This window comes from Nocardioides sp. CPCC 205120, assembly GCF_048654585.1.
Classification (GTDB): domain Bacteria; phylum Actinomycetota; class Actinomycetes; order Propionibacteriales; family Nocardioidaceae; genus Nocardioides.
Genome location: NZ_JBMCYY010000003.1, coordinates 443,918 through 466,466, shown reverse-complemented (window position 1 = coordinate 466,466; position 22,549 = coordinate 443,918). Strand labels below are relative to the sequence as shown.

General features: G+C 75.5%; 24 protein-coding genes. 5 read left to right on the top strand and 19 right to left on the bottom strand.

Going from position 1 to position 22,549, the window contains the following annotated elements:
• Positions 1–23 precede the first annotated feature (23 nt).
• The 10 genes from ACOACO_RS18220 to ACOACO_RS18175 all read right to left on the bottom strand — a co-directional run bounded on the left by ACOACO_RS18220 (position 24) and on the right by ACOACO_RS18175 (position 9,453).
• Complete coding sequence (locus ACOACO_RS18220) at positions 24–1,247, bottom strand: MFS transporter (protein ID WP_420297701.1); 1,224 nt, start codon at positions 1,245–1,247, stop codon at positions 24–26.
• Positions 1,248–1,294: 47 nt separating this feature from the next.
• The gene (locus ACOACO_RS18215; protein ID WP_420297700.1) at positions 1,295–1,501 is read right to left on the bottom strand and encodes a hypothetical protein; all 207 of its coding nucleotides are present in this window, start codon (positions 1,499–1,501) and stop codon (positions 1,295–1,297) included.
• Between the two features lie 80 nt (positions 1,502–1,581).
• Positions 1,582–2,487: a bifunctional DNA-formamidopyrimidine glycosylase/DNA-(apurinic or apyrimidinic site) lyase gene (gene mutM / locus ACOACO_RS18210; RefSeq protein ID WP_420297699.1), complete on the bottom strand. Its 906-nt coding sequence runs from the start codon at positions 2,485–2,487 to the stop codon at positions 1,582–1,584.
• Positions 2,471–3,193: a ribonuclease III gene (gene rnc, locus ACOACO_RS18205; protein ID WP_420297698.1), complete on the bottom strand. Its 723-nt coding sequence runs from the start codon at positions 3,191–3,193 to the stop codon at positions 2,471–2,473. The genes mutM and rnc overlap by 17 nt, the downstream gene beginning before the upstream one ends.
• An 83-nt stretch (positions 3,194–3,276) precedes the next feature.
• The gene (gene rpmF, locus ACOACO_RS18200) at positions 3,277–3,462 is read right to left on the bottom strand and encodes a 50S ribosomal protein L32 (protein ID WP_277500346.1); all 186 of its coding nucleotides are present in this window, start codon (positions 3,460–3,462) and stop codon (positions 3,277–3,279) included.
• An 82-nt stretch (positions 3,463–3,544) separates the two neighbouring features.
• Positions 3,545–4,114, bottom strand: coding sequence for a YceD family protein (locus ACOACO_RS18195; RefSeq protein WP_420297697.1), 570 nt, complete (start codon positions 4,112–4,114; stop codon positions 3,545–3,547).
• Between the two features lie 144 nt (positions 4,115–4,258).
• Positions 4,259–4,759: a pantetheine-phosphate adenylyltransferase gene (gene coaD / locus ACOACO_RS18190; RefSeq protein WP_420297696.1), complete on the bottom strand. Its 501-nt coding sequence runs from the start codon at positions 4,757–4,759 to the stop codon at positions 4,259–4,261.
• Complete coding sequence (gene rsmD / locus ACOACO_RS18185; RefSeq protein ID WP_420297695.1) at positions 4,756–5,343, bottom strand: 16S rRNA (guanine(966)-N(2))-methyltransferase RsmD; 588 nt, start codon at positions 5,341–5,343, stop codon at positions 4,756–4,758. Before rsmD ends, coaD begins: the two co-directional genes overlap by 4 nt.
• A complete protein-coding gene (locus tag ACOACO_RS18180) occupies positions 5,340–7,601 on the bottom strand; it encodes an ATP-dependent DNA helicase RecG (RefSeq protein ID WP_420297694.1) in 2,262 nt (753 codons plus the stop codon). Before ACOACO_RS18180 ends, rsmD begins: the two co-directional genes overlap by 4 nt.
• A 34-nt stretch (positions 7,602–7,635) precedes the next feature.
• Positions 7,636–9,453, bottom strand: coding sequence for a DAK2 domain-containing protein (locus ACOACO_RS18175; RefSeq protein WP_420297693.1), 1,818 nt, complete (start codon positions 9,451–9,453; stop codon positions 7,636–7,638).
• A 276-nt stretch (positions 9,454–9,729) separates the two neighbouring features.
• Between ACOACO_RS18175 and rpmB the strand changes: the two genes are divergently transcribed.
• Complete coding sequence (gene rpmB / locus ACOACO_RS18170) at positions 9,730–9,915, top strand: 50S ribosomal protein L28 (RefSeq protein ID WP_277500352.1); 186 nt, start codon at positions 9,730–9,732, stop codon at positions 9,913–9,915.
• A 122-nt stretch (positions 9,916–10,037) separates the two neighbouring features.
• Here rpmB and ACOACO_RS18165 read toward each other — a convergent pair whose 3' ends face one another.
• Positions 10,038–11,027 (bottom strand): thiamine-phosphate kinase, encoded by a 990-nt coding sequence (locus tag ACOACO_RS18165; RefSeq protein WP_420297692.1) that lies wholly within the window; start codon positions 11,025–11,027, stop codon positions 10,038–10,040.
• A gap of 175 nt (positions 11,028–11,202) precedes the next feature.
• Between ACOACO_RS18165 and ACOACO_RS18160 the strand changes: the two genes are divergently transcribed.
• Complete coding sequence (locus ACOACO_RS18160; RefSeq protein ID WP_420297691.1) at positions 11,203–11,718, top strand: DUF3515 family protein; 516 nt, start codon at positions 11,203–11,205, stop codon at positions 11,716–11,718.
• 23 nt (positions 11,719–11,741) lie between these two features.
• On the opposite strand, the gene ACOACO_RS18155 is transcribed toward ACOACO_RS18160, so the two are convergent.
• Entirely contained in the window at positions 11,742–12,863 is a 1,122-nt protein-coding gene (locus ACOACO_RS18155) for a D-alanine--D-alanine ligase family protein (RefSeq protein WP_420297690.1), read from the bottom strand.
• An 88-nt stretch (positions 12,864–12,951) separates the two neighbouring features.
• On the opposite strand from ACOACO_RS18155, the gene ACOACO_RS18150 reads away from it, so the two are divergent.
• The gene (locus ACOACO_RS18150) at positions 12,952–14,046 is read left to right on the top strand and encodes a trans-sulfuration enzyme family protein (protein WP_420297689.1); all 1,095 of its coding nucleotides are present in this window, start codon (positions 12,952–12,954) and stop codon (positions 14,044–14,046) included.
• A gap of 4 nt (positions 14,047–14,050) precedes the next feature.
• On the opposite strand, the gene ACOACO_RS18145 is transcribed toward ACOACO_RS18150, so the two are convergent.
• Together ACOACO_RS18145 and ACOACO_RS18140 are read right to left on the bottom strand one after the other, a co-directional pair.
• The gene (locus ACOACO_RS18145; protein WP_420297688.1) at positions 14,051–15,052 is read right to left on the bottom strand and encodes an NAD(P)H-dependent glycerol-3-phosphate dehydrogenase; all 1,002 of its coding nucleotides are present in this window, start codon (positions 15,050–15,052) and stop codon (positions 14,051–14,053) included.
• Positions 15,049–15,858: a lysophospholipid acyltransferase family protein gene (locus tag ACOACO_RS18140; RefSeq protein ID WP_420297687.1), complete on the bottom strand. Its 810-nt coding sequence runs from the start codon at positions 15,856–15,858 to the stop codon at positions 15,049–15,051. The genes ACOACO_RS18145 and ACOACO_RS18140 overlap by 4 nt, the downstream gene beginning before the upstream one ends.
• 140 nt (positions 15,859–15,998) lie before the next feature.
• Between ACOACO_RS18140 and ACOACO_RS18135 the strand changes: the two genes are divergently transcribed.
• A complete protein-coding gene (locus ACOACO_RS18135) occupies positions 15,999–16,631 on the top strand; it encodes a 2-phospho-L-lactate guanylyltransferase (RefSeq protein ID WP_420297686.1) in 633 nt (210 codons plus the stop codon).
• A 20-nt stretch (positions 16,632–16,651) separates the two neighbouring features.
• On the opposite strand, the gene ACOACO_RS18130 is transcribed toward ACOACO_RS18135, so the two are convergent.
• The 4 genes from ACOACO_RS18130 to leuC all read right to left on the bottom strand — a co-directional run bounded on the left by ACOACO_RS18130 (position 16,652) and on the right by leuC (position 21,147).
• Complete coding sequence (locus ACOACO_RS18130; RefSeq protein WP_420297685.1) at positions 16,652–17,884, bottom strand: HU family DNA-binding protein; 1,233 nt, start codon at positions 17,882–17,884, stop codon at positions 16,652–16,654.
• A 168-nt stretch (positions 17,885–18,052) separates the two neighbouring features.
• Positions 18,053–18,874 (bottom strand): alpha/beta fold hydrolase, encoded by an 822-nt coding sequence (locus ACOACO_RS18125; protein WP_420297684.1) that lies wholly within the window; start codon positions 18,872–18,874, stop codon positions 18,053–18,055.
• Positions 18,875–19,092: 218 nt separating this feature from the next.
• Complete coding sequence (gene leuD / locus ACOACO_RS18120; protein ID WP_420297683.1) at positions 19,093–19,698, bottom strand: 3-isopropylmalate dehydratase small subunit; 606 nt, start codon at positions 19,696–19,698, stop codon at positions 19,093–19,095.
• A 12-nt stretch (positions 19,699–19,710) separates the two neighbouring features.
• Positions 19,711–21,147 carry a 3-isopropylmalate dehydratase large subunit gene (leuC, locus tag ACOACO_RS18115; protein WP_420297682.1) on the bottom strand — a complete coding sequence of 479 codons (1,437 nt, stop codon included), beginning with the start codon at positions 21,145–21,147 and terminating at the stop codon, positions 19,711–19,713.
• Between the two features lie 87 nt (positions 21,148–21,234).
• Between leuC and ACOACO_RS18110 the strand changes: the two genes are divergently transcribed.
• Positions 21,235–21,957 (top strand): IclR family transcriptional regulator, encoded by a 723-nt coding sequence (locus ACOACO_RS18110; RefSeq protein WP_277500365.1) that lies wholly within the window; start codon positions 21,235–21,237, stop codon positions 21,955–21,957.
• A gap of 22 nt (positions 21,958–21,979) precedes the next feature.
• Here ACOACO_RS18110 and ACOACO_RS18105 read toward each other — a convergent pair whose 3' ends face one another.
• Positions 21,980–22,525, bottom strand: a complete 546-nt coding sequence (locus ACOACO_RS18105; RefSeq protein ID WP_420297681.1) for an NUDIX domain-containing protein — start codon at positions 22,523–22,525, stop codon at positions 21,980–21,982.
• Positions 22,526–22,549: the final 24 nt, after the last annotated feature.

Here is a 22,549-nt window from a genome sequence, read left to right as displayed (position 1 = left end):
GGGCGGAGACCGGCCCGCGGCGCCTACTCGCCCGCGTGCGCGATGTGCGGCAGCTGGCGCCAGATGAGGGCCAGGATGAGCGCCGAGCCGGCGAAGCCGAACCACAGCGTGGCGCGCACCCCGCCGTACTGCGCGAGCACGCCGCCCAGCAGCGCCCCGACGACGAGGCCCGCCTGCATGCCCAGAAGGTAGACGCTGGTGACGCGCCCCTGCACGTGCGCCGGTACGGCGCGCTGCCGCACCGTCGTCGACGTGGTGCCCCAGATCGACGCCTGCACCCCGAACGCGCCGAGCACCAGCATCGCCACGGCCGGCCACGTCGTGAGGGCGAGGATGCCGTGGGTGGCGGTCTCGACGACGAGCCCGACGCGCATCATCGCGCTGAGCGAGAAGCGGCGCTCCAACGGCCCGTAGGCCAGCGCCCCGACGATGCCCCCGACCGCAGCGCAGGCGGTGAGCAGGCCGAAGCCGAAGCCGCCCAGTCCGAGGCGGTCGTCGGCGTACACGACGAGCACCGACCACGTGGCGCCGAAGGTGATGTTGAACGTGAGGATGGTCAGCGCGAGTGTGCGCACCGCCGCGTGGCGCGCCAGCCACGCGACGCCGTCCGCGACGTCGCGGAACAGCGAGCGCTCCCCCGCCGGAGGCACGAGGGACGGCAGCCGCAGGCGGGCGACCTGCAGCACGACCAGGGCGATGCAGACGCCCTGGGCGACCACCGGCCACACCGTCCCCGCGACGAAGAGCGCGGCCCCCAGCGGCGGGCCCGCGAGCTGGTTGATCGTCATCACGCCGACCATGACGCGGGCGTTCGCGATGCCGAGGTCCTTCTTCTCGACCAGCATCGGCATCAGCGTCGAGGCGGTGGTGTCGCTGAAGCACTCGGCCGTGCCGAGCAGGAAGAGGCTGACGAGCACCCAGGTGACGCTGACGACATCGGTGGCGATCGCCGCGCCCAGCACGGCCACCACGCCGAGGCGCACCAGGTTGGTGCCGAGCATCAGCAGGCGGCGGTCCACCCGGTCGGCCACGACGCCGGAGTAGAGGCCGAACAGCACCCAGGGCACGCGCGGCGCCGCCGCGCCGAGGGCGATGAGGAAGGGGTCGGACGTGAGCGAGGCCAGCAGCAGCGGCCCTGCCGCGATCATCACGCCGTCGGCGAGGTTCGCGGTCCAGAAGGCGAGGACGAGGTGGCGGAACCCGGGCCCGAGACGCGCCGGTGCGATGAACTCCCAGATCCGACCCACGGTCGGAGGAGGCTACGCCGTGCGCGCCCCCAGCGGGAATCGGCCGGTCAGGCCGGCTGGAGCTGGTCCTGCGACTCCTCGATGTCGAGGAGGACGGCGGCGTGCGCCGCGGTCAGCCGGTCGTTCTCCGCCTGCAGGCGCAGCACGAGCTGCTCCAGGTCGCCGATGCGGGCGCGCAGGCGGGCGTTGTCCACCTCGAGGCGGGAGGGGACCCGACGGTCGCTGTCCAGGTAGCCGATCAGCGCCTTGGCCATGGAAGATCCTCCGGAGCACGTGCAGGGGTGTGGGGCCCGGTCCGGGCCGTCGTCAAATGTCTCACCCGTGCGAGCGGGGGTCAATCCGACGCGGGACCCGGGCGTTTCGGCGCGGCGGCGGGCCGGGACGGGCGGGCCGTCCGGGGCGCGGGCTGGCACCGGGGGCACCAGAACGACGACCGGTTCATGAACGCGGTACGCCGGATCGCCGCCCCGCAGCGGCGGCAGGGCCGCCCCTCCTGGCCGTACGCGTCGAGGGAGCGGTCGAAGTAGCCCGACTCCCCGTTCACGTTGACGTACAGGGCGTCGAACGACGTCCCGCCCTGGGCGAGGGCCTCGGTCATGACGGCGCGCACGTTCGTCAGCAGGGTGCGCACCTCGACCGGGCGCAGCCGCTCGCCCGGGCGCTCCCCGTGCAGCCGGGTGCGCCACAGCGCCTCGTCGGCGTAGATGTTGCCGACCCCCGAGACGACCTTCTGGTCGAGCAGGATCCGCTTGACCGCGGACGCCCGGCGACGGACGGCGGCCACGAACGCCGCGTCGTCGAAGGCGGGGTCGAGCGGGTCGCGCGCCACGTGCGCCATCTCGGGGGGCAGCTCGGCGCCGCCGAGGCTGACGGCGAGGCCGCCGAACATCCGCTGGTCGACGAAGCGCAGCTCGCGGCCCTCGTCCGCGCCCTCGAGGCGCAGGCGCACCCGCAGGTGGCGCTCGTCGGGGGCGGACGGGGGCTGCACGAGCATCTGCCCGCTCATGCCGAGGTGGGCGGTCAGCGCGTCGCCGCTGTCGAGCGGCAACCACAGGTACTTGCCGCGGCGGCGGGCGCCGAGGAGGGTGCGGCCGCGCAGCGCGGCGACGAACCCGTCCGGGCCGCCGGGGTCCCGCCGTACCGGACGGGGGTGGAGGACCTCCACGTCCACGACCCGCGCGCCCACGACGTGGCGCTCCAGGCCGGCACGGACGACCTCGACCTCAGGGAGCTCCGGCACCCGGGGCGTCCGCGGGAGGCGTGGCCGGCTCGTCCGGGGCCGCCGGGGCCGCCGGGGCTGCCGCCGGGTCGGCCTCGGCGATCTCGCCGTAGGCGGTCTGGGCGGCCAGCTGCTCCGCCTCCTTCTTCGAGCGGCCGACGCCGTGGCCGTACACGCCCTCGCCCACGCGCACGCGGGCGGTGAAGGTCTTGAGGTGGTCGGGGCCCTCGTCGGTGATGAGGTACTCCGGCACGCCGAGGGCCCGCTCCGCGGCGAGCTCCTGCAGCGACGTCTTCCAGTCCAGGCCGGCGCCCATCGCGGCGGCGGCCTCCATGACCGGGTCGAAGAGGCGGTGGACGACCTCGGAGGCGACGGTGATGCCGCCGGAGAGGTGCACGGCGCCGATCACGGCCTCGAGGGTGTCGGAGAGGATCGACGGCTTGTCGCGCCCGCCGGTCGCCTCCTCGCCGCGCCCCAGCTTCAGGTGCTGGCCGAGCCCGATCGTGCGGGCGACGTCGGCCAGCGCGCGGGCGTTGACGACCGCGGCGCGCAGCTTCGCCAGCCGGCCCTCGGAGAGGTCCGGGTGCTGGGTGTAGAGCGTCTCGGTGACGACGATGCCGAGCACGGAGTCACCGAGGAACTCGAGCCGCTCGTTGTGCGGCAGGCCGCCGTTCTCGTACGCGAACGAGCGGTGGGTGAGCGCACGCTCGAGCAGCTCGGGAGCCAACGAGGGGCTCCCGAGCGCTGCTCGGAGGTCGGCGTAGTCGGTCAGGACGTACGTCGGGTCGTGCGCGGTCGTCGCGTCGCCGGTCAGAGGACCTGGCGACGGCTCGCCTTGGCGCCGTACTGACCGCACGTGCCGCACGCGCGGTGCGGGAGGTGCTGGGCACCGCAGGCGGGGTTGGCGCAGGTCACCAGCGAGGGCACGGACGCCTTCCAGGCCGAGCGACGGTGACGGGTGTTGCTGCGCGACATCTTCCGCTTCGGGACAGCCACTTTTCTTCTCCTCGAATCACGCCGGCTGGCGCCGGCCGTTCCACACCCACCGGGGAACCGGTGAGCCCCCGGGTGGGGACGTTCAGTTGTCGTGCGTCTGCGGGGCACTCGTGCCCGGCGTTCCGTCGCTGCCGGACCCCAGCGCCTCGGTGAGGCCGGCCCACCGGGGGTCGATCGCCTCGCCGTGCGTGTGCCCCGGGTCGTCCGCGAGCCTGGCGCCGCACTCGACGCACAGGCCCGGACAGTCCTCCGAGCACAGCGGCTGGAACGGCAGTGCGAGCACCACCGCGTCCCGCAACGACGGCTCCAGGTCGACCAGGTCGTCCTCGAGCCGCCGGACACCGAGGTCGTCGTCGTCCTCGGTCCCGTGATCGGCCTGCCCGTCGTCGTACACGAACAGCTCCTGGAAGGTCGCCGACGCGTCGTCGGTGATCTCCTCCAGGCACCGCACGCACTCGCCGACGAGCTCGACGTGCGCCGTTCCCGTGACCAGGACGCCCTCCATGACCGCCTCCAGCCGCAGGTCGAGTTCGACCGGCGAGCCTTCGGGGACACCGAGGACCTCGATGCCGAGATCTGCCGGTGCCGGCACCGTGGTGACCACCTCGTGCTGGGACCCTGCTCGGCGGCCCAGCTCGCGGGTGTCGATCACGAGCGGCGCTCTCGGGTCCAGGCGGGTCAGAGGATCACTTCCGGTGCTGGGGCAGGACAGAACCGGGAAAGACTAACCACCCACGCCGGACTGGGCCAAACCGTGCGGTCCCCGACGGGTCCGCGACGGGCCGCGCGGCGGCCCTCACGCCTGGTCGGCGCGGGCGCGGCGCTCGGCGAGACGCGCCAGCAGCCGGTCGTGGACGGCCGGCGAGAGGAACGGCGCGACGTCGCCGCCGAGCGACGCCACCTCCTTCACCAGGCTCGAGGAGACGTGGGTGAGCTCCGGGCGGGCGGCCACGAACACCGTCTCGACGCCGCTGAGGTGGTCGTTCATCCGCGCCATCGGCAGCTCGTACTCCAGGTCGCCCGCCCCTCGCAGGCCCTTCACCAGCGCCGCGGCGCCCTGCTCGGCGCAGAAGTCGGTGAGCAGCCCGGAGAAGCCGGCGACGCGCACGTTGGGCAGGTGCGCGGTGGCTTCGGCGAGCATCTCGAGGCGCTCGTCGTCGCTGAAGAGCCGCCGCTTCGAGGCGTTGACCCCGACCGCGACCACGACCTCGTCGAACAGCCGCGCCGCGCGCGCGACGATGTCGACGTGGCCGAGGGTGACCGGGTCGAACGAGCCGGGGCACACGGCGCGGGTCATGGGGTCTCCTCGGGCTCGGCGGAAGCCGCGCGACCGTACCAGAGCGTCGTCTCGCCGTAGCGCTTCGAAGACTCGCGCTCGAGGCCGTCCGGCCACACCGGCTCGGGGCTGCGCGAGGAGCGCTCGACGACGACGAGCGCGTCGGGTGCCAGCCACCCGCCGGTCACGAGCGCGGCCAGGTCGGCGGCGACCGCCGCGTCCGCCAGCGGGTACGGCGGGTCGCTGAACACGACGTCGTAGGCCTGCGGCGGCGGCCCGGCGAGGGCGGTGGCGACGGTGGCGCGCAGCACGGTCGCGGCCGCGCCGGCCCCCACCTCGCGGGCGTTGGCGCGGACGAGGGCGTGGGTGCGCTGGTCGTGCTCGACGAGGAGCACCGACGCGGCCCCGCGCGACCACGCCTCGAGCCCGACGGCGCCCGAGCCGGCGTACAGGTCGAGGACCGCGGCGCCCTCCAGCGAGCCCAGCCGCGACTCCAGGGCCGAGAACAGCGCCTCCCGCACCCGGTCCGAGGTCGGCCGGGTGGCGTCGCCCCGGGGCGTGCGCAGCCGGCGCCCGCCCGCCCGGCCCGCGACGATCCGCGTCACGACCGCTCCAGGTAGGCCGCGCCGGCCGAGGTCTCGAGGTCGACGACCGCGGCGGCGAGCTGCGGCAGCGCACGCAGGTCGGGGTCGTCGGCGAGCAGTGCGGTCGCCACCTCGCGGGCGGCGACGATGGTGCCCTCGTCGCGCAGCACGCGGAGGGTCTGCAGGCTGGAGCGCCGACCGGACTGCGAGGCGCCCAGCACGTCGCCCTCTCGGCGCTGCTCGAGGTCGACGCGGGACAGCTCGAACCCGTCGGTCGTCGCGGCGACGGCGTCGAGGCGCTCGCGGGCCGGGGTGCCGGCGGAGGCGTTGGTGACGAGCAGGCACAGGCCGGGCAGGCCGCCGCGACCGACACGGCCGCGCAGCTGGTGGAGCTGGGAGACGCCGAAGCGGTCCGCGTCGAGGAGCACCATCGTGGTCGCGTTCGCGACGTCGACGCCGACCTCGATGACGGTGGTCGAGACGAGCACGTCGACCTCGCCGGCGGCGAAGCGCCGCATCACCCGGTCCTTGTCGTCGGGGGCCATCCGCCCGTGCAGGGCCTCGACCCGCAGGCCCGCCAGCGGCCCCTCGCGCAGCAGCGCGACGACCGTCTCGACCGCGGCCGGGCGCGTGGTCGGCGGGGCCACCACCTCGCCCTCGGCGTCGAGGTCGACGGCGTCGCTCTCCCCCTGCTCGGCGGTCTCCTCGCTGATGCGGGGGCACACGACGTAGGCCTGGTGGCCCTTCTCGACCTCCTCGCGCACCCGCTGCCAGGCGCGGTCGAGCCAGCGCGGCGCCTCCGCCAGCGGGACGACGTTGGTCTGGATCGGGGCGCGCCCGGCCGGCAGCTCGCTGAGCACCGACGTCTCGAGGTCGCCGAAGACGGTCATCGCGACGGTGCGCGGGATGGGGGTGGCGGTCATGACGAGCACGTGGGGCGGCTTCTCGGCCTTGTCGGTCAGCGCGGCGCGCTGCTCGACGCCGAAGCGGTGCTGCTCGTCGACCACGACGAGGCCCAGGTCGGCGAACGAGACGCGGTCCTCCAGCAGCGCGTGCGTGCCCACGACGACGCCGGCCTCGCCCGAGGCGATCCGCAGGAGCGCCTCGCGCCGCTGCTGCGTCGTGCTCGACCCGGTGAGCAGCGCGATGCCCGTGGCCTCCTCCGCCCCGCCGAGCATCCCCGGCTGGGCGAGGTCGCCGAGCAGGCGCCCGAGCGAGCGGTGGTGCTGCTGGGCGAGCACCTCGGTGGGCGCGAGCAGCACGGCCTGGCCCCCGGAGTCGACGACGCGGAGCATGGCGCGCAGGGCGACGAGGGTCTTGCCGGAGCCGACCTCGCCCTGGAGCAGCCGGTTCATCGGGTGGCCGGCGGCGAGGTCGGCCTCGATCTCGGCGCCGACGGCCACCTGGCCCGCGGTGAGCTCGAAGGGCAGGCGGGCGTCGAACGCGGCGAGCAGCCCGCCCCGGGTGCCGTCGGGCCGCTCGCCCGTGCGGGGTGCGGCGGCCACGGCGCGCAGGGCGGCCCGCCGGCGGGCCAGCACGAGCTGGGTCACGAGCGCCTCGTCGAAGCGGAAGCGCTGCAGCCCGCGGGTGACGTCGGCCCAGGAGTCCGGCTGGTGCACGCGCTCGAAGGCCTCGCGCACCCCCACGAGACCCTGCTCGTCCCGCAGCCGCTCGGGCAGCGGATCGTCCGGCTCGGCGAGCACGCTCAGCGCGAAGGCCACCGCGGCCTGCAGGTCCCACGACTCGACGCCCGCGGTGGCCGGGTAGACGGGGAAGAGCGCCCGCATGCCGGCGACCGCCGCGCGGGCCGCGTCGTCACCGGGCGCGGCCGGCGCCGGGCCCTCCAGCGGCACCATCGTGGGGTTCGTCAGCTGCCACTCGTCGCGGAACCGGTCGACCTTGCCGATGAACACGCCGAGCGTGCCCACCGCGTGCCGGTTCTCGAAGTGGGTCGCGATGCCCTTGTTGCGGGCGAAGTAGGTGAGCCGCAGCGACGGGCCGTCGGTGTCGAGGCGGACCTCGAGCCGGTACGCCGTGCGCTGCGTGCGGCGGTCCTGGTAGCTGCGCAGCCTCGCCTCGCCGACCCGGCCGACGATGCTGATGTGCTGACCGGGGGCCAGGTCGGTGACCGTGCTCGGCTCGTCGACCTTCAGGTAGGTGCGCGGGAAGTGGCGCAGCAGGTCACCGACCGTGCTGATGCCGAGCTGCTCCTTGACCTTGCCGACCTTCTTCGCGGCCCCGCCGAGCACCGTCTCGACCGGGGAGTGGAGGGTGATCACGCGACCACCCCCGCCCGTGCGCCGCCCACCCGGCTCACTCCACCGAGACCAGCAGCGCGTAGCGCGGCTGGCCCCCCTCGTAGGTGACGACGTCGACGCCCGGGTGCTCCTGCTCGACGTGCGCCGCCAGGTGCGCGGCCAGGTCGCCGGAGCCCGCGCCGGCGACCACGGTCACCAGCTCGCCGCCCACGGCCAGCAGCCGGGTGACGACCTCGACCGCGACCGCGAGGCGGTCGTGCCCCACCACCGCGAAGTCCCCCATGACGACGCCCAGCACGTCGCCCGCCTCGCAGGGGCCGGCGGTCGTCATCGCGCGCCGCGACGCCTCGGTCACCGCGCCGTGGCGGCAGTGGCGCGCCGCCGCGGTCATCTCCAGCACGTCGGGGCCGAACGCGCGGCCCGGCTCGTGCACCGCCAGCGCGGCGAGGCCCTGCACCTGGGCGCGGCTGGGCACGACGGCCACGAGGACGTCGCCGTCCTCCTCCGCGGTGCGGGCGGCGACCTCCGCCGTGCGCACCGAGTCGGGGTCGTTGGGCAGGATCACGACCTCGGCGGCCCCGGTCCGCCGTACCGCCTCGAGCAGCATGCCCGCGGACGGGCGCTCCCCCGGGCCACCGGGCACCGCGACCGCGCCGGCCTCCTCGAACACCGACGCCAGGCCCGGGCCCGCGCTCACCGCGACGACCGCGCGACCCGTGCGGCGGTGCGGCACCGGGGCGGCGGTCTCGTCCTGGCCCGCCTCGGGCTCCTCGACGCCCCCGGCGTGCCCCGACCCGCGCCCGTGCCCGTGCCCGGGGCCGTCGTGGTGGGCGGGGTGGGCGTGGCGGGCGTGGTCGCGGAGGTGCGTCACCCGGATCTGGTGGGGGCGACCGGCCGCGACCCCGGCCTCGATGGCCGCGCCCGCGTCGTCGACGTGCACGTGCACGTTCCACAGCCCCTCGGCGCCGACGACGACCAGCGAGTCACCGATCGCGGAGAGGCGCTCCCGCAGCTGCGCGACGGCCGCGTCGTCGGACTGGTCGAGCAGGTACATGACCTCGTACGCCGGGGTGTACGCCGCGGCACCCGCCGCCGGCCCGGCCTCGTGCGCCCCGGACGCCGCCACCGGGATCGTGTGGTGGCCCAGGCGCACCGGGACCGGCAGCGGTCGGCGTCCCGTCAGGGCCGTCTCGGCGGCGTCGAGGATGACGCACAGGCCGCGACCACCGGCGTCCACGACACCGGCGGCCGCGAGGGTGGGGAGGAGGTCGGGGGTGCGGGCCAGCGCCTCGCGGGCGGCCGCGGCCGCGGCGACGTACACGTCGCGGGACCGCGGGCGCTCCGCCTGCGCGGCCCGCTCGGCGGCCTCGCTCGCGGCACGCGCCACGGTGAGCATGGTGCCCTCGACCGGCTCGCCCACCGCGGCGTAGCTGGCCCGGGTCGCCTCCGTGAGGCCGCCGGCGACGAGCACGGCGGTGCGCCGCCCGTCGGGCGCGGCCCCGAGGTGGGCCGCCACGGCTCCGAGCATCTGCGCGAGGATGACGCCGGAGTTGCCGCGGGCCCCCAGGAGCGCGCCGCGGGCCAGGGCCCGCAGGACGGTCGCGAGCTGCTCGGGACCGACCTCGGCCGCGACGGGCCGACCGGCGTGGGCGTCGTCGGCGATGCCGGCGAGGCCCACGGCGTCGAGCGCCTGCACCATCGCCTCGCGCGCGGCGGACATCGTGAGGAACATGTTGGTGCCGGTGTCGCCGTCGGGCACGGGGAAGACGTTGAGGGCGTCGATCTCCTCGCGGGCGTCGGCGAGGGCGTCGGTGGCGATGTGGACGAAGCGGGCGACCACCTCGAGCCGCACGGGCTGACCGGCACCGCTCATCTGGCCCCCTCCGCTCCGTGCTCCCGTGCGCTCACGCTCGTACTTCCCGGCACGTCGTCCCGCGGGGGCGGGCGACGCTGCGAGGAGTGGCAGGATGCCACGTTAGCGGCGGCGTGGGGTGCCGCGACCCGTCCGTCCACCGCCTGCCGCCGTCGATTGGCCTGGTCCGCGCGGGATCGGCTACTCTCCTCCGGTTGCCTACGTGAACGCCGCCGCACCTCGTGCGGAGCCCACGTCGGCGTACGACTCGAACTGTTCTCGACTTCAGGAGTACCGGTGGCTGCCGTCTGTGACATCTGCGCCAAGAAGCCCGGCTTCGGCAACAACAGGCCGTGGTCGCGGAAGATCACGAAGCGTCGCTTCAACCCGAACATCCAGCGCGTCCGCGCCAAGGTCGGCGGCACGCCGACGCGGCTGAACGTCTGCACCGGCTGCCTCAAGGCCGGCAAGGTCACCCGCTGACCTGAGCGCACCGACGCCCGAGGGCCCGTCCAGCACTGCTGGGCGGGCCCTCGTCGTCTTGTCTTCCCCGCTCCCCCGCTCGCGCGGTACGACGGAGCCGGGGCACGACGCGGTGGGTGCCCTCAGAAGTGCTGCCAACCGGTCGGGCCCTCCGGCGCGACGCCGTCCACGGTGACGGGCGCGAGCGGCGCGGCCGGGTCCTGCTCGTGCACGCGACCGACCACGGTCCAGCCGTCCGGCAGCGCGGCGTCCGCCGGGAAGGTGGCGACCAGGGCGTGGTCGTCGCCGCCGGTCAGCACGAAGCCGAGCGGGTCGGCGCCCAGGGCCGAGCCCACGGCGTGCAGCGGCTCGGCCACGTCGAGCGCCGCGGTGTCCAGGTCGATGCGCACCCCGGAGGCGACGGCGACGTGGCCGAGGTCCGCGAGCAGCCCGTCGGAGACGTCGACCATCGCGGTGGCCCCGGCCTCGGCGGCGGCCGGCCCCGCGTCGTACGGCGGCTCCGGGCGCCGGTAGGCCTCCACCAGCACCCGGGGCGAGCGGAAGCCGCGTCCCAGCACGGTCAGCCCCGCCGCCGCCCAGCCCTGCCGCCCGCACAGCGCGACGACGTCGTCCGGACGGGCGCCGGAGCGGAGCACGGGACGCTGGGCCACCGACCCGAGCACGGTCACCGCGACCACCACGGCGTCGGCCCGCGTCACGTCGCCGCCGACCACGACGGCCCCGACGAGCCCCGCCTCGGCGACGAAGGCGTCGGTGAACTCCTCCACCCACCGCAGCGGCAGGTCCTCCGGCAGGGCGAGACCGAGGGTCAGGCTGGTCGCGCGACCGCCCATCGCGTTGACGTCGGAGAGGTTCTGCGCCGCGGCGCGGTGGCCCACGTCGGCGGCCGAGCACCAGTCGCGCCGGAAGTGCCGGTCCTCGACGAGGAGGTCGGTCGAGACGACGGCGTGCCCCCGCCGGATCCGCAGCACCGCCGCGTCGTCCCCGGGGCCCACCAGCACGTCGTCGTTGCTGCGGAGGCGGGAGACCACGGCCTCGACGACGCCGAACTCACCGACGGCGGAGAGGGGGGTGTCGGCTCCGGTCGCGCGCGGCGGGCGGGGGTTCTCCATCCCCCCATCCCACCAGACCCGCTCCCCCGTCCCGGCTCGACCCGCCCCGCCCGGCCGGCCCGCCCCACCCGGTAGGTTGACCCGGCGCACGGCCCCCACGGGCCCCGTCCGCACCCGCCCGTCCCGCCCGGCACCCGCCCGGCACCCGCCCGTCCCGCACCGCCCCGGAGGCCCGATGCCCGCCGCCCGCACGCCTCGCGCGCCCCGGGCCCTCGTCCTGCTGGCCGGGGTGCTGGTGGCGCCGGCGGTCCTGGCCGGTTGCTCGGCAGCGCCTGTCGAGGTGCGGGGCGCCTCGCTCCTCGACGACCTGCCCGCGGGGCAGCGCGAGGCCTGCGCCGCGCTGCTGGCGGACCTGCCCGACGAGGTCGGCGGCGAGGAGGAGCGCGACGTGGCGCCCGAGGGGGTCGCGGCCCGCGCCTGGGGCACCCCGGCGACCGTGGTCGTCTGCGGCGCCGAGCTGCCGGCGTCCTTCACCGACACGTCCGACTGCGAGGTCGTCGGGGACGTCGGCTGGTACGCCGAGCCCGCGACGTACCAGGACCAGACGGTCGACGTCGTGGTCACGACGATCGGTCTTGAGCCCACCGTGCAGCTGCGCCTGCCGGCCGAGCGGCGCCCGCCGGTCGAGGAGGAGATCGACGTGGCCCCGGCGATCCTGGCGAACACCGAGCTCGTCGACCCCTGCTTCTGAGGGCGCGCCCGTGGGCGGAGGGGTCAGCGCAGGCCGGTGTCGCGGGCCAGCGCGCCGCGCACGAGCCGGTCGACCAGGCTCGGGTAGTCGATGCCGCTCGCGGCCCACATGCGGGGGAACATCGACAGGCTCGTGAAGCCCGGCATGGTCTCGACCTCGTTGAGCACCACGGCGCCGTCGGGCATGACGAAGAAGTCGACCCGGGCCAGGCCCTCGCAGTCGAGCGCGTCGAACGCGGCCACCGACAGCTCGCGCACCCGCGCGGCGACCTCGTCGGGCAGGTCGGCGGGCACGTCGAGGGCGGTGTTCTCCTCGGGCAGGTACTTCGCCTCGAAGTCGTAGAACGAGTGCTCCGCCGTCACCCGGATCTCGGCGAGCGCGCTCGTCGCGTGGTCGCCGTCGCCCTCGCCGGCCAGCACGCCGCACTCGACCTCGCGCGCGCCGACCGCGGCGGCCTCGACCAGCACCTTGGGGTCGTGGCGGCGAGCCTCGTCGAGCGCGGCGTCGAGGTCGGCGAGGTCGTCGACCCGCGTGATGCCGAAGCTCGACCCGGCCCGGGCGGGCTTGACGAAGACGGGCAGGCCGAGGGCGGCGACGCGCTCCCGCACGCCCGCCTCGTCGCGCGCCCAGTCGCGCGGCGTGATCGCGACCCACGGCAGCACCGGCAGCCCGGCGGCCTCGAAGAGCCGCTTCATGTAGATCTTGTCGGTGCCCACCGCCGACGACAGCACGCCGGCGCCGACGTAGCGCACGCCGGCCATCTCGAGCAGGCCCTGCAGCGTGCCGTCCTGGCCGAAGGGGCCGTGCATCACGGGGAACACGACGTCGACCTCGCCGAGCACGCGCGGCACGTCACCGGCGTCGCTGACGACGAGCTCGGGCGAGGAGCCGGGCAGGAGCTGCACGGCGGCGTCTCCGCGCACCTGGGGCAGAGCGCCGCCGGGCCCCAGCTCGAGCCGGTTGGTCGACGGGTCCTCCAGCACCCAGCGGCCGTCCGTCGCGATGCCGACGGGCACCACGTCGTACTGCTCCGGGTCGAGGGCCGCGATGACGCTGCCCGCTGAGATGCACGAGATCGAGTGCTCCGCGGAGCGGCCCCCGAACACGACGGCCACGCGCGGACGACGGGGGGCGGAGTCACTCATGGCGCTCGACCCTACCGGCCCCCGCCCCCGCTCCCGCGCACCCCGCGCGGCGACGGACCGAGCAGCCCCACGCCGTAGGCTGGCGGGCATGCCCGAGCAGCCCTCCTCCCCCGTCCCCGCCGGCTCCGACGGGCTCCGTCCCGCCACCCGTGCGGTGCACGCCGGCCGTCCGGCACGCACGCCCGACGCCCCCCTCAACACGCCGCTGACGATGGCGGCGACGTACGTCGGGGGCGGCGACGTGGAGTACGGGCGCTACGGCAACCCGACGTGGCTGGCCTTCGAGGAGACGCTCGGCAGCCTCGAGGGAGGGCGCGCCCTCGCCTTCTCCTCGGGGCTCGCGGCCGTCGCCGCGCTGCTCGACCTGGTCGCGCCGGACGGGGTCGTCGTCGCGCCGCAGCACTCCTACCAGGGCACGCTGGGCCAGCTGGGCGACCTCGAGCTGCGCGGGCGGGTGCGCACCCGGCTCGTCGACATCGAGGACGTCGACGCGGTCACCGCCGCCTGCGAGGACGCCGCGCTGCTGTGGATCGAGTCGCCCACCAACCCCGCCCTCGAGGTCGCGGACATCCCGGCGCTCGCGGCCGCCGCCCACGCGGCCGGCGCGACCGTGGTCGTCGACAACACCTTCGCCACGCCCCTGCTCCAGCAGCCGCTCGACCTGGGCGCCGACGTGGTGCTGCACTCGGCGACGAAGTTCCTCGCCGGGCACTCCGACGCCCTCCTCGGCGCCGTCGTCGTGCGCGACCCCCAGCTGTACGACGTGGTGAAGGGCCGCCGCGACCTGCTCGGCGCCGTGCCCGGCACCCTCGAGGCCTGGCTCGCGCTGCGCGGCCTGCGCACCCTGCACCTGCGGGTGGAGCGGGCCCAGGCCAACGCCGCCGAGCTCGTGCGGCGCCTCGAGGCCCACCCGGCCGTCTCCCGCGTGCGCTACCCCGGCTTCGGCGCGATCGTCGCCATCGAGCTCACCGGCGGCCCGCTGGCCGCCGACCTGCTGTGCCGCTCGACGAGCCTGTGGGTGTTCGCGACGAGCCTCGGGGGTGTGGAGTCCACGCTCGAGCGCCGGCGCCGCTGGAAGACCGAGGCGGCGACGATCCCGGAGTCGCTGGTGCGGCTCTCGGTCGGCGTCGAGGACGTCGACGACCTGTGGGACGACCTGGTCGCCGCGCTCGAGGCCCGCTGAGGCGTCAGTCCGCCTCGGCCTTGGTCTCGCGCGCCACGAACGCCGTCATCATGTCGCGCGCGGTGATGGTGCCCGCGACGACCTCGTCGACGTGCTCGGCGATGGGCACGTCGACGCCGGTACGGCGCGCGAGGTCGCGCAGCGAGCTGCAGGACTTCGCGCCCTCCGCCACCTGGCGGGTCGAGGCGTAGATCTCCTCGGTCGTCATGCCCGAGCCGAGGCGCTCGCCGAAGGTGCGGTTGCGGCTCAGCGGCGAGGAGCACGTGGCGACGAGGTCGCCGAGCCCCGCGAGACCCATGAGCGTGAGCGGGTTGGCGCCGAGCGCGACCGCGAGCCGGGCGGTCTCGGCCAGGCCGCGGGTGATGACCGACGCCGTCGTGTTGTCGCCGAAGCCGAGGCCGACGGCCATGCCGACGCTGAGGGCGACGACGTTCTTGTAGGCGCCGCCGATCTCGCAGCCCACCACGTCGGTGCTCGTGTACGGGCGGAACGCCGGGGTGTGGCACAGCCGCTGGAGCCGGCGCGCGGTCTCCTCGTCCTCGCACGCGACCACCGAGGCCGCGGGCTCGCGGCGGGCGATCTCCTTCGCGAGGTTCGGGCCGCTGACGACGGCCACCTGGCGCGACGGCACGTCGAGCGACTCCGCGATGACCTCGCTCATGCGCTTGACCGTCCCGAGCTCGACGCCCTTCATGAGCGAGACGGAGACGGCGTCGCGCGGCACGAGGTCGCGCCACTGCTCGAGGGTGCCCCGCAGCGTCTGCGACGGCATCGACCACACGACGACGTCGGCGCCGGCGAGGGCCTGCTCGGGGTCGGTGGTGGCGTCGACGCTGCCCGGGAGCTGGATGCCCGGCAGGTAGTCGGCGTTCTCGTGGCGCGTGTTGATGCGCTCGACGACCTCCTCGCGACGTCCCCACAGGGTGACGTCGCCGCCGCCGTCGGCCAGCACCAGGGAGAACGCCGTGCCCCACGACCCGGCGCTCAGCACCGCCACCTTCGTCATGCACCCTCCCCGTCACCGGTCGGACGGCCACCCGGCTCGCCCGGCTCGTCGTCCGCGCGCGGCTCCACCGCGCGGGGGCGACCGTACTCGCTCACGCCCCGACGGCGGGGGTCGAACGGCTCGGCGGGCGGCTGCTCGCCGCGGATCTCGGCCAGCAGGCCGGTGATCGCCGCCATGATCCGGCTCGTCGCCTCGACGGCGGAGCGCGCGTCCGTGCGCCCGACCAGGTCGTCGAGGGCGACGGGCGCACCCGCCCGCACGGTGACGTGCTTGCGGGGCAGCAGCCGGGGCCGCGACGAGTACGGCGCGAGCACGTCCTGGGCGCCCCAGTGGGCCACCGGCACGACCGGGCAACCGGTGGCCAGCGCGATCCGCGCGGCGCCCGTCTTGCCCGTCATCGGCCACAGGTCGGGGTCGCGGGTGATGGTGCCCTCGGGGTAGACCACGACGCACTTCCCGGCCCGCACGGCGTCGACGGCGGCGGCGTACGCCGAGGCGCCCGCGCTCTCGCGCTCGACCGGGATCTGGCCCGCGGCCGTCATGAACGTGGCCATCGCGCGCGACTCGAAGAGCCCCGACTTCGCCAGGTAGCGCGCGATGCGCCCGTGGTCGTAGAGGTAGTGCGCGGCGAAGAGGGGGTCGACCTTCGTCACGTGGTTCAGCGCGACGACGACGCCGCCGGTCGCGGGGACGTGCTCGCCGCCCTCCCAGGTCCGGGAGGTCGCGGCCGTCAGGGTCGGCTTCAGGATCGTCGCCGCCACCGTGTACGCCCAGCCCCGGCGCTCGCTCAGCTTCCTCGTCGCCAAGGCCCGTCCCCTCCCTCACGTCCTGCACCGGTCCGGTGCCTCGGCACCGCAGGGCAGGATAGGCGCTGCCGGTCGCCGACGACGGCAGCGCGGTCGGACCGCCCTCCCCGCGCCGCGCGCGGGCTGGGAGCATGGGCCGGGTGAGCACGTCCCCGTCCGCCGCGATCCTGCTGCCGGTCAAGCCGCCCGCCGTCGGCAAGTCCCGCCTCGGGGAGGGCCGCGCGCCGCGCTCCGAGCTGGCCGCCGCCTTCGCGCTCGACACCGCGCGCGCCGCCCTGGCCACGCCCGGTGTCGTGGGCGTCCTCGTGCTCACCGACGACCACGTCTTCGCCGACCACCTGGCGCGGCTGGGCTGCACCGTCGTGCCGGACCCGGTCGACGGCGACCTCAACGGCACCCTGCGCCAGGGCGCCCGGGAGGCGGCCCGGCGCTGGCCCGACGCGCTGCCCGTCGCCCTGTGCGCCGACCTCCCGGCGCTGCGTCCCGCCGACCTCGCCGACGCCCTGGCCCGGGTCCTCGACGCCGACGGCCCGGTCTTCGTCAGCGACGCCGCGGGCACGGGCACGACGCTGTACGGCGCGCCCCTCCCCCTCTTCGACCCGCGCTACGGCCCGGGCTCGACGCGCGCCCACCTCGCGGCGGGCGCCGTACCGATCGAGGGGGCGCTGCCCACCCTGCGCCACGACGTCGACGACGCCGCCGCACTGGACGGCGCCGTCGACCTCGGGCTGGGCCCGTGGACGGCGGGCCTGCTGGCCCGCCACCCCGGCTAGGAGCGGTCGGGACCCCTCGGTCAGGCCGGGGGCTCGGTCTGCGCCGCCGGGGAGTTCTGCGACGGCGTGCGCGGACCCCCGTCGTCGGCCTGATCGGCGACGGACGTCGTGGCGGTCGTGCGCGCCACCGGCGGCGTCGCCCCCGGCTCGGTGCCGGCCGCCGCCCGCGTCGCGGCGTCCCTCGTGGCCGTGGCCTTGCTCGCCTTCTTCGCGGGCGCCTTCTTCGCCGGGACCTTCTTCGCCGGGGCCTCCTCGGCCGTGCCCTTCTCGGCCGTGGCCTTCGTGGCGGGCGCCTTCTTCGCGGGCGCCTTCTTCCCCGGCGCCTTCTCGGCGGGCGCCTTCTTCGCGGTGGTGCCCTCGGCGGGGGCCTCCGCGGCGGCGGAGGGGGTGACCGGCTCGTTCGCCGACGTCACGGGGCCGGTCGACGGCGCCCGGGGCACGTCACCCTCGGCAGCGGGAGAGGCCGGCGTGCCGGCGTCCGGCGGCACGTCCACCGGCGTCTTCGCCACAGCGGTCTTCTTCGCGGGGGCGCCTGCCGACGGCGACTTCTTCGCCGGGGCCTTCTTGGCGGGGGCCTTCTTCGCGGGAGCCTGCGTGGCAATGCTCTTCTTCGCCGGCGTCTTCTTCGCAGGGGCCTCGGTGGCGGGGGCCTCGGTGGCGGGGGCCTCCGCGGCGGTGGCCTTCTTCGTCGGCGCCTTCGGGGCGGGGGCCTTCGTGGCGGGGGTCTTCTTGGCGGGGGCCGTCTTCACCGTCGTGCGGGTGGCGGGGGCCTTCTTCGTCGCCTTCGTGGCGGGAGCCTTCTTCGCCGGGGCCTTCTTCGCCGCGGCCTTCTTCCCCGCCGGCGCCGTGCCGAGCACCTGCTCGATCGACACCTCGGAGGTGCTGACGGTGGGCTCCGCGCCCTCGGCGGCGTCGCCGTCCGACGTACCGGACCGGCGCGTGCCGCCCTTGCCCGTCACCTTCGCGACGACGGCGCTCGCGGCCTCGCCCGCCGCGCCGACGGTCGCCGCCGGCAGCTGCTTGGCGCCCGAGATGACGTTGCGCAGGTTGGCCGCGGGGGTGAACTTGGGGACGACCCCCTTGGCCGCCTCCGCGCGCTTCTCGAACGCGCCGAACCCGGTGATGGCGACCTTCTCGCCCCGGGCGACCTCACGGGTGATGGTGTCGACGACGGCGTCGAGGGCGTGGGCGGCGGCCTTCTTGTTGCCCTCGAACCTCGACGACAGCGCCTCGATGAACTGCGACTTGTTCACTGGTGTCCTTCCGGTACGTCCCGGTGCGGCGCCTGCCCCACGGGTGTCTCTCCGCACGCTAGGCGCGCGGACGGGCCACGACAACAGCGGCGGGCCCGACGTGGCGCGCCGGTACCCACGCGCGGCGGGAGGACGCCACCGGCGGTGACGCCCCGGCCGTGAGGTCGCTCAGCGGCCCAGGAACTCCAGCAGGGCGCCGTTGAGCTCGGCCGCGTGGCTGACGTTGAAGCCGTGCGGCGCGTCGTCCACCACGACGTACGTCGCGCCCGCCACGGCCTGCGCGGTGCGCTGGCCCGAGACCTCCACCGGCACGATGGCGTCGCCCGAGCCGTGGACGACGAGCGTGGGGACGGTGATCGTGGCGAGGTCCGAGCGGAAGTCGGTGCGCGCGAACGCCTCGATGCAGCCCCTCAGCGCGGCGTCCGCGGCGGGTGCCTGGAGCTCGAGCGCCTTCTGGCGCTCCTCCTCGCTGACCCTCAGGGTGCCGGCGACCGAGAAGAAGCCGGTGGTGAACCCGTCGAGGAAGCCCTCGCGGTCAGTGCTCACGCCGTCGACCATGCCCTGCACGTCCTCGTCGGCGAGCCCGCCGTCGGGGTTGTCGTCGCTCTTCAGCAGGTACGGCGGGACCGCCGCCGCGAAGACCGCCGAGCGGACGCGGGCGTCGCCGTACGTGCCGAGGTAGCGGGCGACCTCGCCACCGCCCATCGAGAAGCCCACGAGGGTGACGTCGGTGAGGTCGAGCTCGGTGAGCAGGCCGTCGAGGTCCGCGGCCAGCGTGTCGTAGTCGTAGCCGGTGTCGGGCTTGTCCGAGGCGCCGAAGCCGCGGCGGTCGTAGGTCAGGACGCGGTACCCGGCGCCGGTGAGCGCGGGCACCTGGTGCTCCCAGGAGGCGCCGCTGAGCGGCCAGCCGTGGATGAGGACGACGGGGCGACCGTCGCCGCCGGTGTCGGTGTGGTGGAGCTGGACGCCGTTGGCCGAGATGGTGCTCACGCGATCTCCTCGTCGTCGACTCCGGGCGCGCCGGTCGGCCTCCCGGTCGCTCACGACGGTAGTTCGGCGCTGGTCGCGGGCCGGGGACACGTTGCGGGCCGGGGCACGCCGTGGGACGCCGACGGCCCCGCGCCGACCGGGGGTCGGGGCGGGGCCGTCGTGGTGACCGTCGTGGTGACCGTCGTGGTGACCGACGTGGGGGCGGTCGGCGGCGGCCGTCAGGCGCGCTGCGTGACCGGCTTCCACCGGGGGCGGGCGGCCTCGTACGCCGCGATCTCCGTCTCCCGGCCCAGCGTGATGCCGATGTCGTCGAGGCCCTCGAGCAGGCGCCAGCGCGTGTAGTCGTCGATGTCGAACGAGTCCTCGACGGCGTCGACGCCCTCACCCGCCCGCACGGTGCGGCTCTCGAGGTCGACGGTCACCGTGGCGCCCGGCTGCTCCTCGAGGATCGTCCAGATGCGCTGCACGACCTTCTCGTCGACCTGCGCCGCGAGGAGACCCGCCTTGCCCGAGTTGCCGCGGAAGATGTCCGCGAAGCGCGGGCTGATGACGGCCTTGAACCCGTAGTTCTGCAGCGCCCAGACCGCGTGCTCGCGCGAGGAGCCGGTGCCGAAGTCGGGACCGGCCACGAGCACGGACCCCGCGGCGTACGCCGGCTGGTTGAGCACGAACTCGGGGTCGTTGCGCCACGCGGCGAACAGCCCGTCCTCGAACCCGCTGCGGGTGACCCGCTTGAGGTAGACGGCCGGGATGATCTGGTCGGTGTCGACGTTGCTGCGTCGCAGCGGGACGCCGACGCCGGTGTGGGAGGTGAACTTCTCCATGTCGGCTCCTGGTCAGCTCGCGGCGCCGGCGGCGGCCGGCTCCAGGTCGGCGGGGGACGAGAGGGTGCCGCGGACCGCGGTGGCGGCGGCGACGGGCACGGAGACGAGGTGCGTGCGTCCGCCCTTGCCCTGCCGGCCCTCGAAGTTGCGGTTCGACGTCGACGCGCTGCGCTCGCCGGGGGCGAGCTGGTCGGGGTTCATGCCGAGGCACATCGAGCAGCCCGCGCCGCGCCACTCCGCGCCGGCCTCCTTGAAGACGACGTCGAGGCCCTCCTGCTCGGCCTGCAGGCGCACGCGCACCGATCCGGGCACGACGAGCAGGCGCGTGTCGTCGGCGACGCGGCGGCCCTTGATGATGTCGGCGGCCACACGGAGGTCCTCGATGCGCCCGTTCGTGCAGGAGCCGACGAAGACCGTGTCGACCTTGACCTCGCGCATCGGGGTGCCGGCGTCGAGACCCATGTAGGTCAGCGCGCGCTCGGCGGCGACCTGGTCGCTCGGGTCCTCGAACTCGGCGGGGACGGGGACGGTCCCGCCCAGGGGCACGCCCTGGCCCGGGTTGGTGCCCCAGGTGACGAACGGCGTCATCGTCGAGGCGTCGAGCACGATCTCGCGGTCGAACTCGGCGTCGTCGTCGCTCACCAGCGTGCGCCAGTGGGCGACGGCCTCGTCCCAGTCGGCGCCCTTCGGCGCCTCGGGGCGGCCCTCGATGTAGGCGAAGGTGGTGTCGTCCGGCGCGATGAGCCCGGCCTTGGCGCCCCACTCGATGGACATGTTGCAGATGGTCATCCGCGCCTCCATCGACAGCTCCTCGATGGCCTGGCCGCGGTACTCCACGATGTAGCCCTGGCCGCCACCGGTGCCGGTGTGCGTGATGAGGGTCAGGATGAGGTCCTTGGCGGTGACGCCCTCGGGCAGGGAGCCGTTGACGGTGACCGCCATCGTGCGCGGCTTGGCCTGCGGCAGCGTCTGCGTGGCCAGCACGTGCTCGACCTCGGAGGTGCCGATGCCGAACGCGATGGCGCCGAACGCGCCGTGCGTCGAGGTGTGCGAGTCGCCGCAGACGATCGTCATGCCCGGCTGCGTCAGGCCCAGCTGGGGGCCGACGACGTGCACGATCCCCTGCTCGACGTCGCCCAGCGGGTGCAGCCGGACGCCGAACTCCTCGGCGTTGCGGCGCAGCGTCTCGACCTGGGTGCGCGAGACCGGGTCCGCGATCGGCTTGTCCCAGTCGAGCGTCGGGACGTTGTGGTCCTCGGTCGCGAGCGTGAGGTCGGGCCGGCGGACCCGGCGCCCGGCGAGCCGGAGCCCGTCGAACGCCTGGGGCGAGGTGACCTCGTGGATGAGGTGCAGATCGATGAACAGGAGGTCGGGTTCGCCCTCCGCGCTCCGGACGACGTGCTCGTCCCAGACCTTCTCCGCCAACGTGCGGCCGCCCGTACGGCTCATGATTCCTCCAACAACGCCACAGCTGTCTTCTGACAGCAACGGAGCCTACCTCTTGCGTCCCACGAACTGAGACGTCAGTATTGCCATATGGACAAGGGAAGTGGCGTCGGCGTTCTCGACAAGGCGGCTCTGGTGCTCACGGCGCTCGAGGCCGGGCCGGCGACGCTGGCGGGCCTGGTGGCGAGCACGGGGCTGGCCCGGCCGACGGCGCACCGTCTCGCGGTCGCGCTCGAGCACCACCGCCTCGTGGCGCGCGACATGCAGGGCCGCTTCGTGCTCGGGCCGCGGCTCGGCGAGCTCTCCGCCGCCGCCGGCGAGGACCGCCTCCTGGCCGCCGCCGGCCCCGTCCTCGCCCGCCTGCGCGACATCACCGGCGAGTCGGCGCAGCTGTGGCGCCGCCAGGGTGAGAACCGCGTCTGCGTCGCCGCCGCGGAGCGGCCCTCCGGCCTGCGCGACACCATCCCCGTCGGCTCGCAGCTGACGATGCGGGCGGGCTCCGCCGCCCAGGTGCTCCTCGCGTGGGAGGACCCCGACCGCATGCAGCGCGGCCTCCAGGTCGCCGCCTTCTCCGCCACCGCGCTGTCGGGCATCCGGCGCCGCGGCTGGGCGCAGTCCGTCGGCGAGCGCGAGCAGGGCGTCGCGTCGGTCTCCGCCCCCGTCCGCTCCCCCAGCGGCAAGGTCATCGCCGCCGTCTCGGTCTCCGGCCCCCTCGAGCGACTCTCGCGCCAGCCGGGCCGCATGCACGCCCCGGCCGTCCTGGCCGCCGCCGAGCGCCTGTCCGAGTCGCTGCGCCGCGCCGCCGCGGAGTAGCGGCCGCGCCCCCCGCGGGGGCTCAGCCGCCCGGCGTCGGCCCGCCGGCGACCCGGCCCTCCGCCACGGCGGCGAGCAGGAGCGCGGCGAGCGTCTCGCCGTCGGGGACCTCGCCCGCGGCGACCATCCCCAGCAGCTCGGCCCACGGCACGGCGCGCACCTCCGAGATGCCCTCGACGGCCTGCTCGACACGCTCGGGCGCCGGGCGCAGCCCCCGGGCGAGGAAGACCCGGCCGGGGGCACGGCAGACCCCGTTGAGCGAGGTGACGGGGCCGAGGTCCCGCCAGTGCTCGGCGACGAGCCCGGCCTCCTCCCCCAGCTCGCGGCGGGCCGCGGTGAGCGGGTCGTCGTCGTCCGCGCCGCCGGCGGGCACCTCCCAGCCGGGGCCGGTCGTGTAGCGGTCGCAGCGCACCAGCACCACCTCGTCGTCGTCGGTGATCGCGACGACGATGACGGCGGGGCTGCGCAGCTCCACCACGCCGTACGTCCCGGGCGTGCCGTCCGGGCGCACGACCTCGTCCTGCGTCACCACGATCCACGGGTTCTCGTGCACGACGCGGCCGGACACGCGCTGCCACCCCCTCGTCGGGCC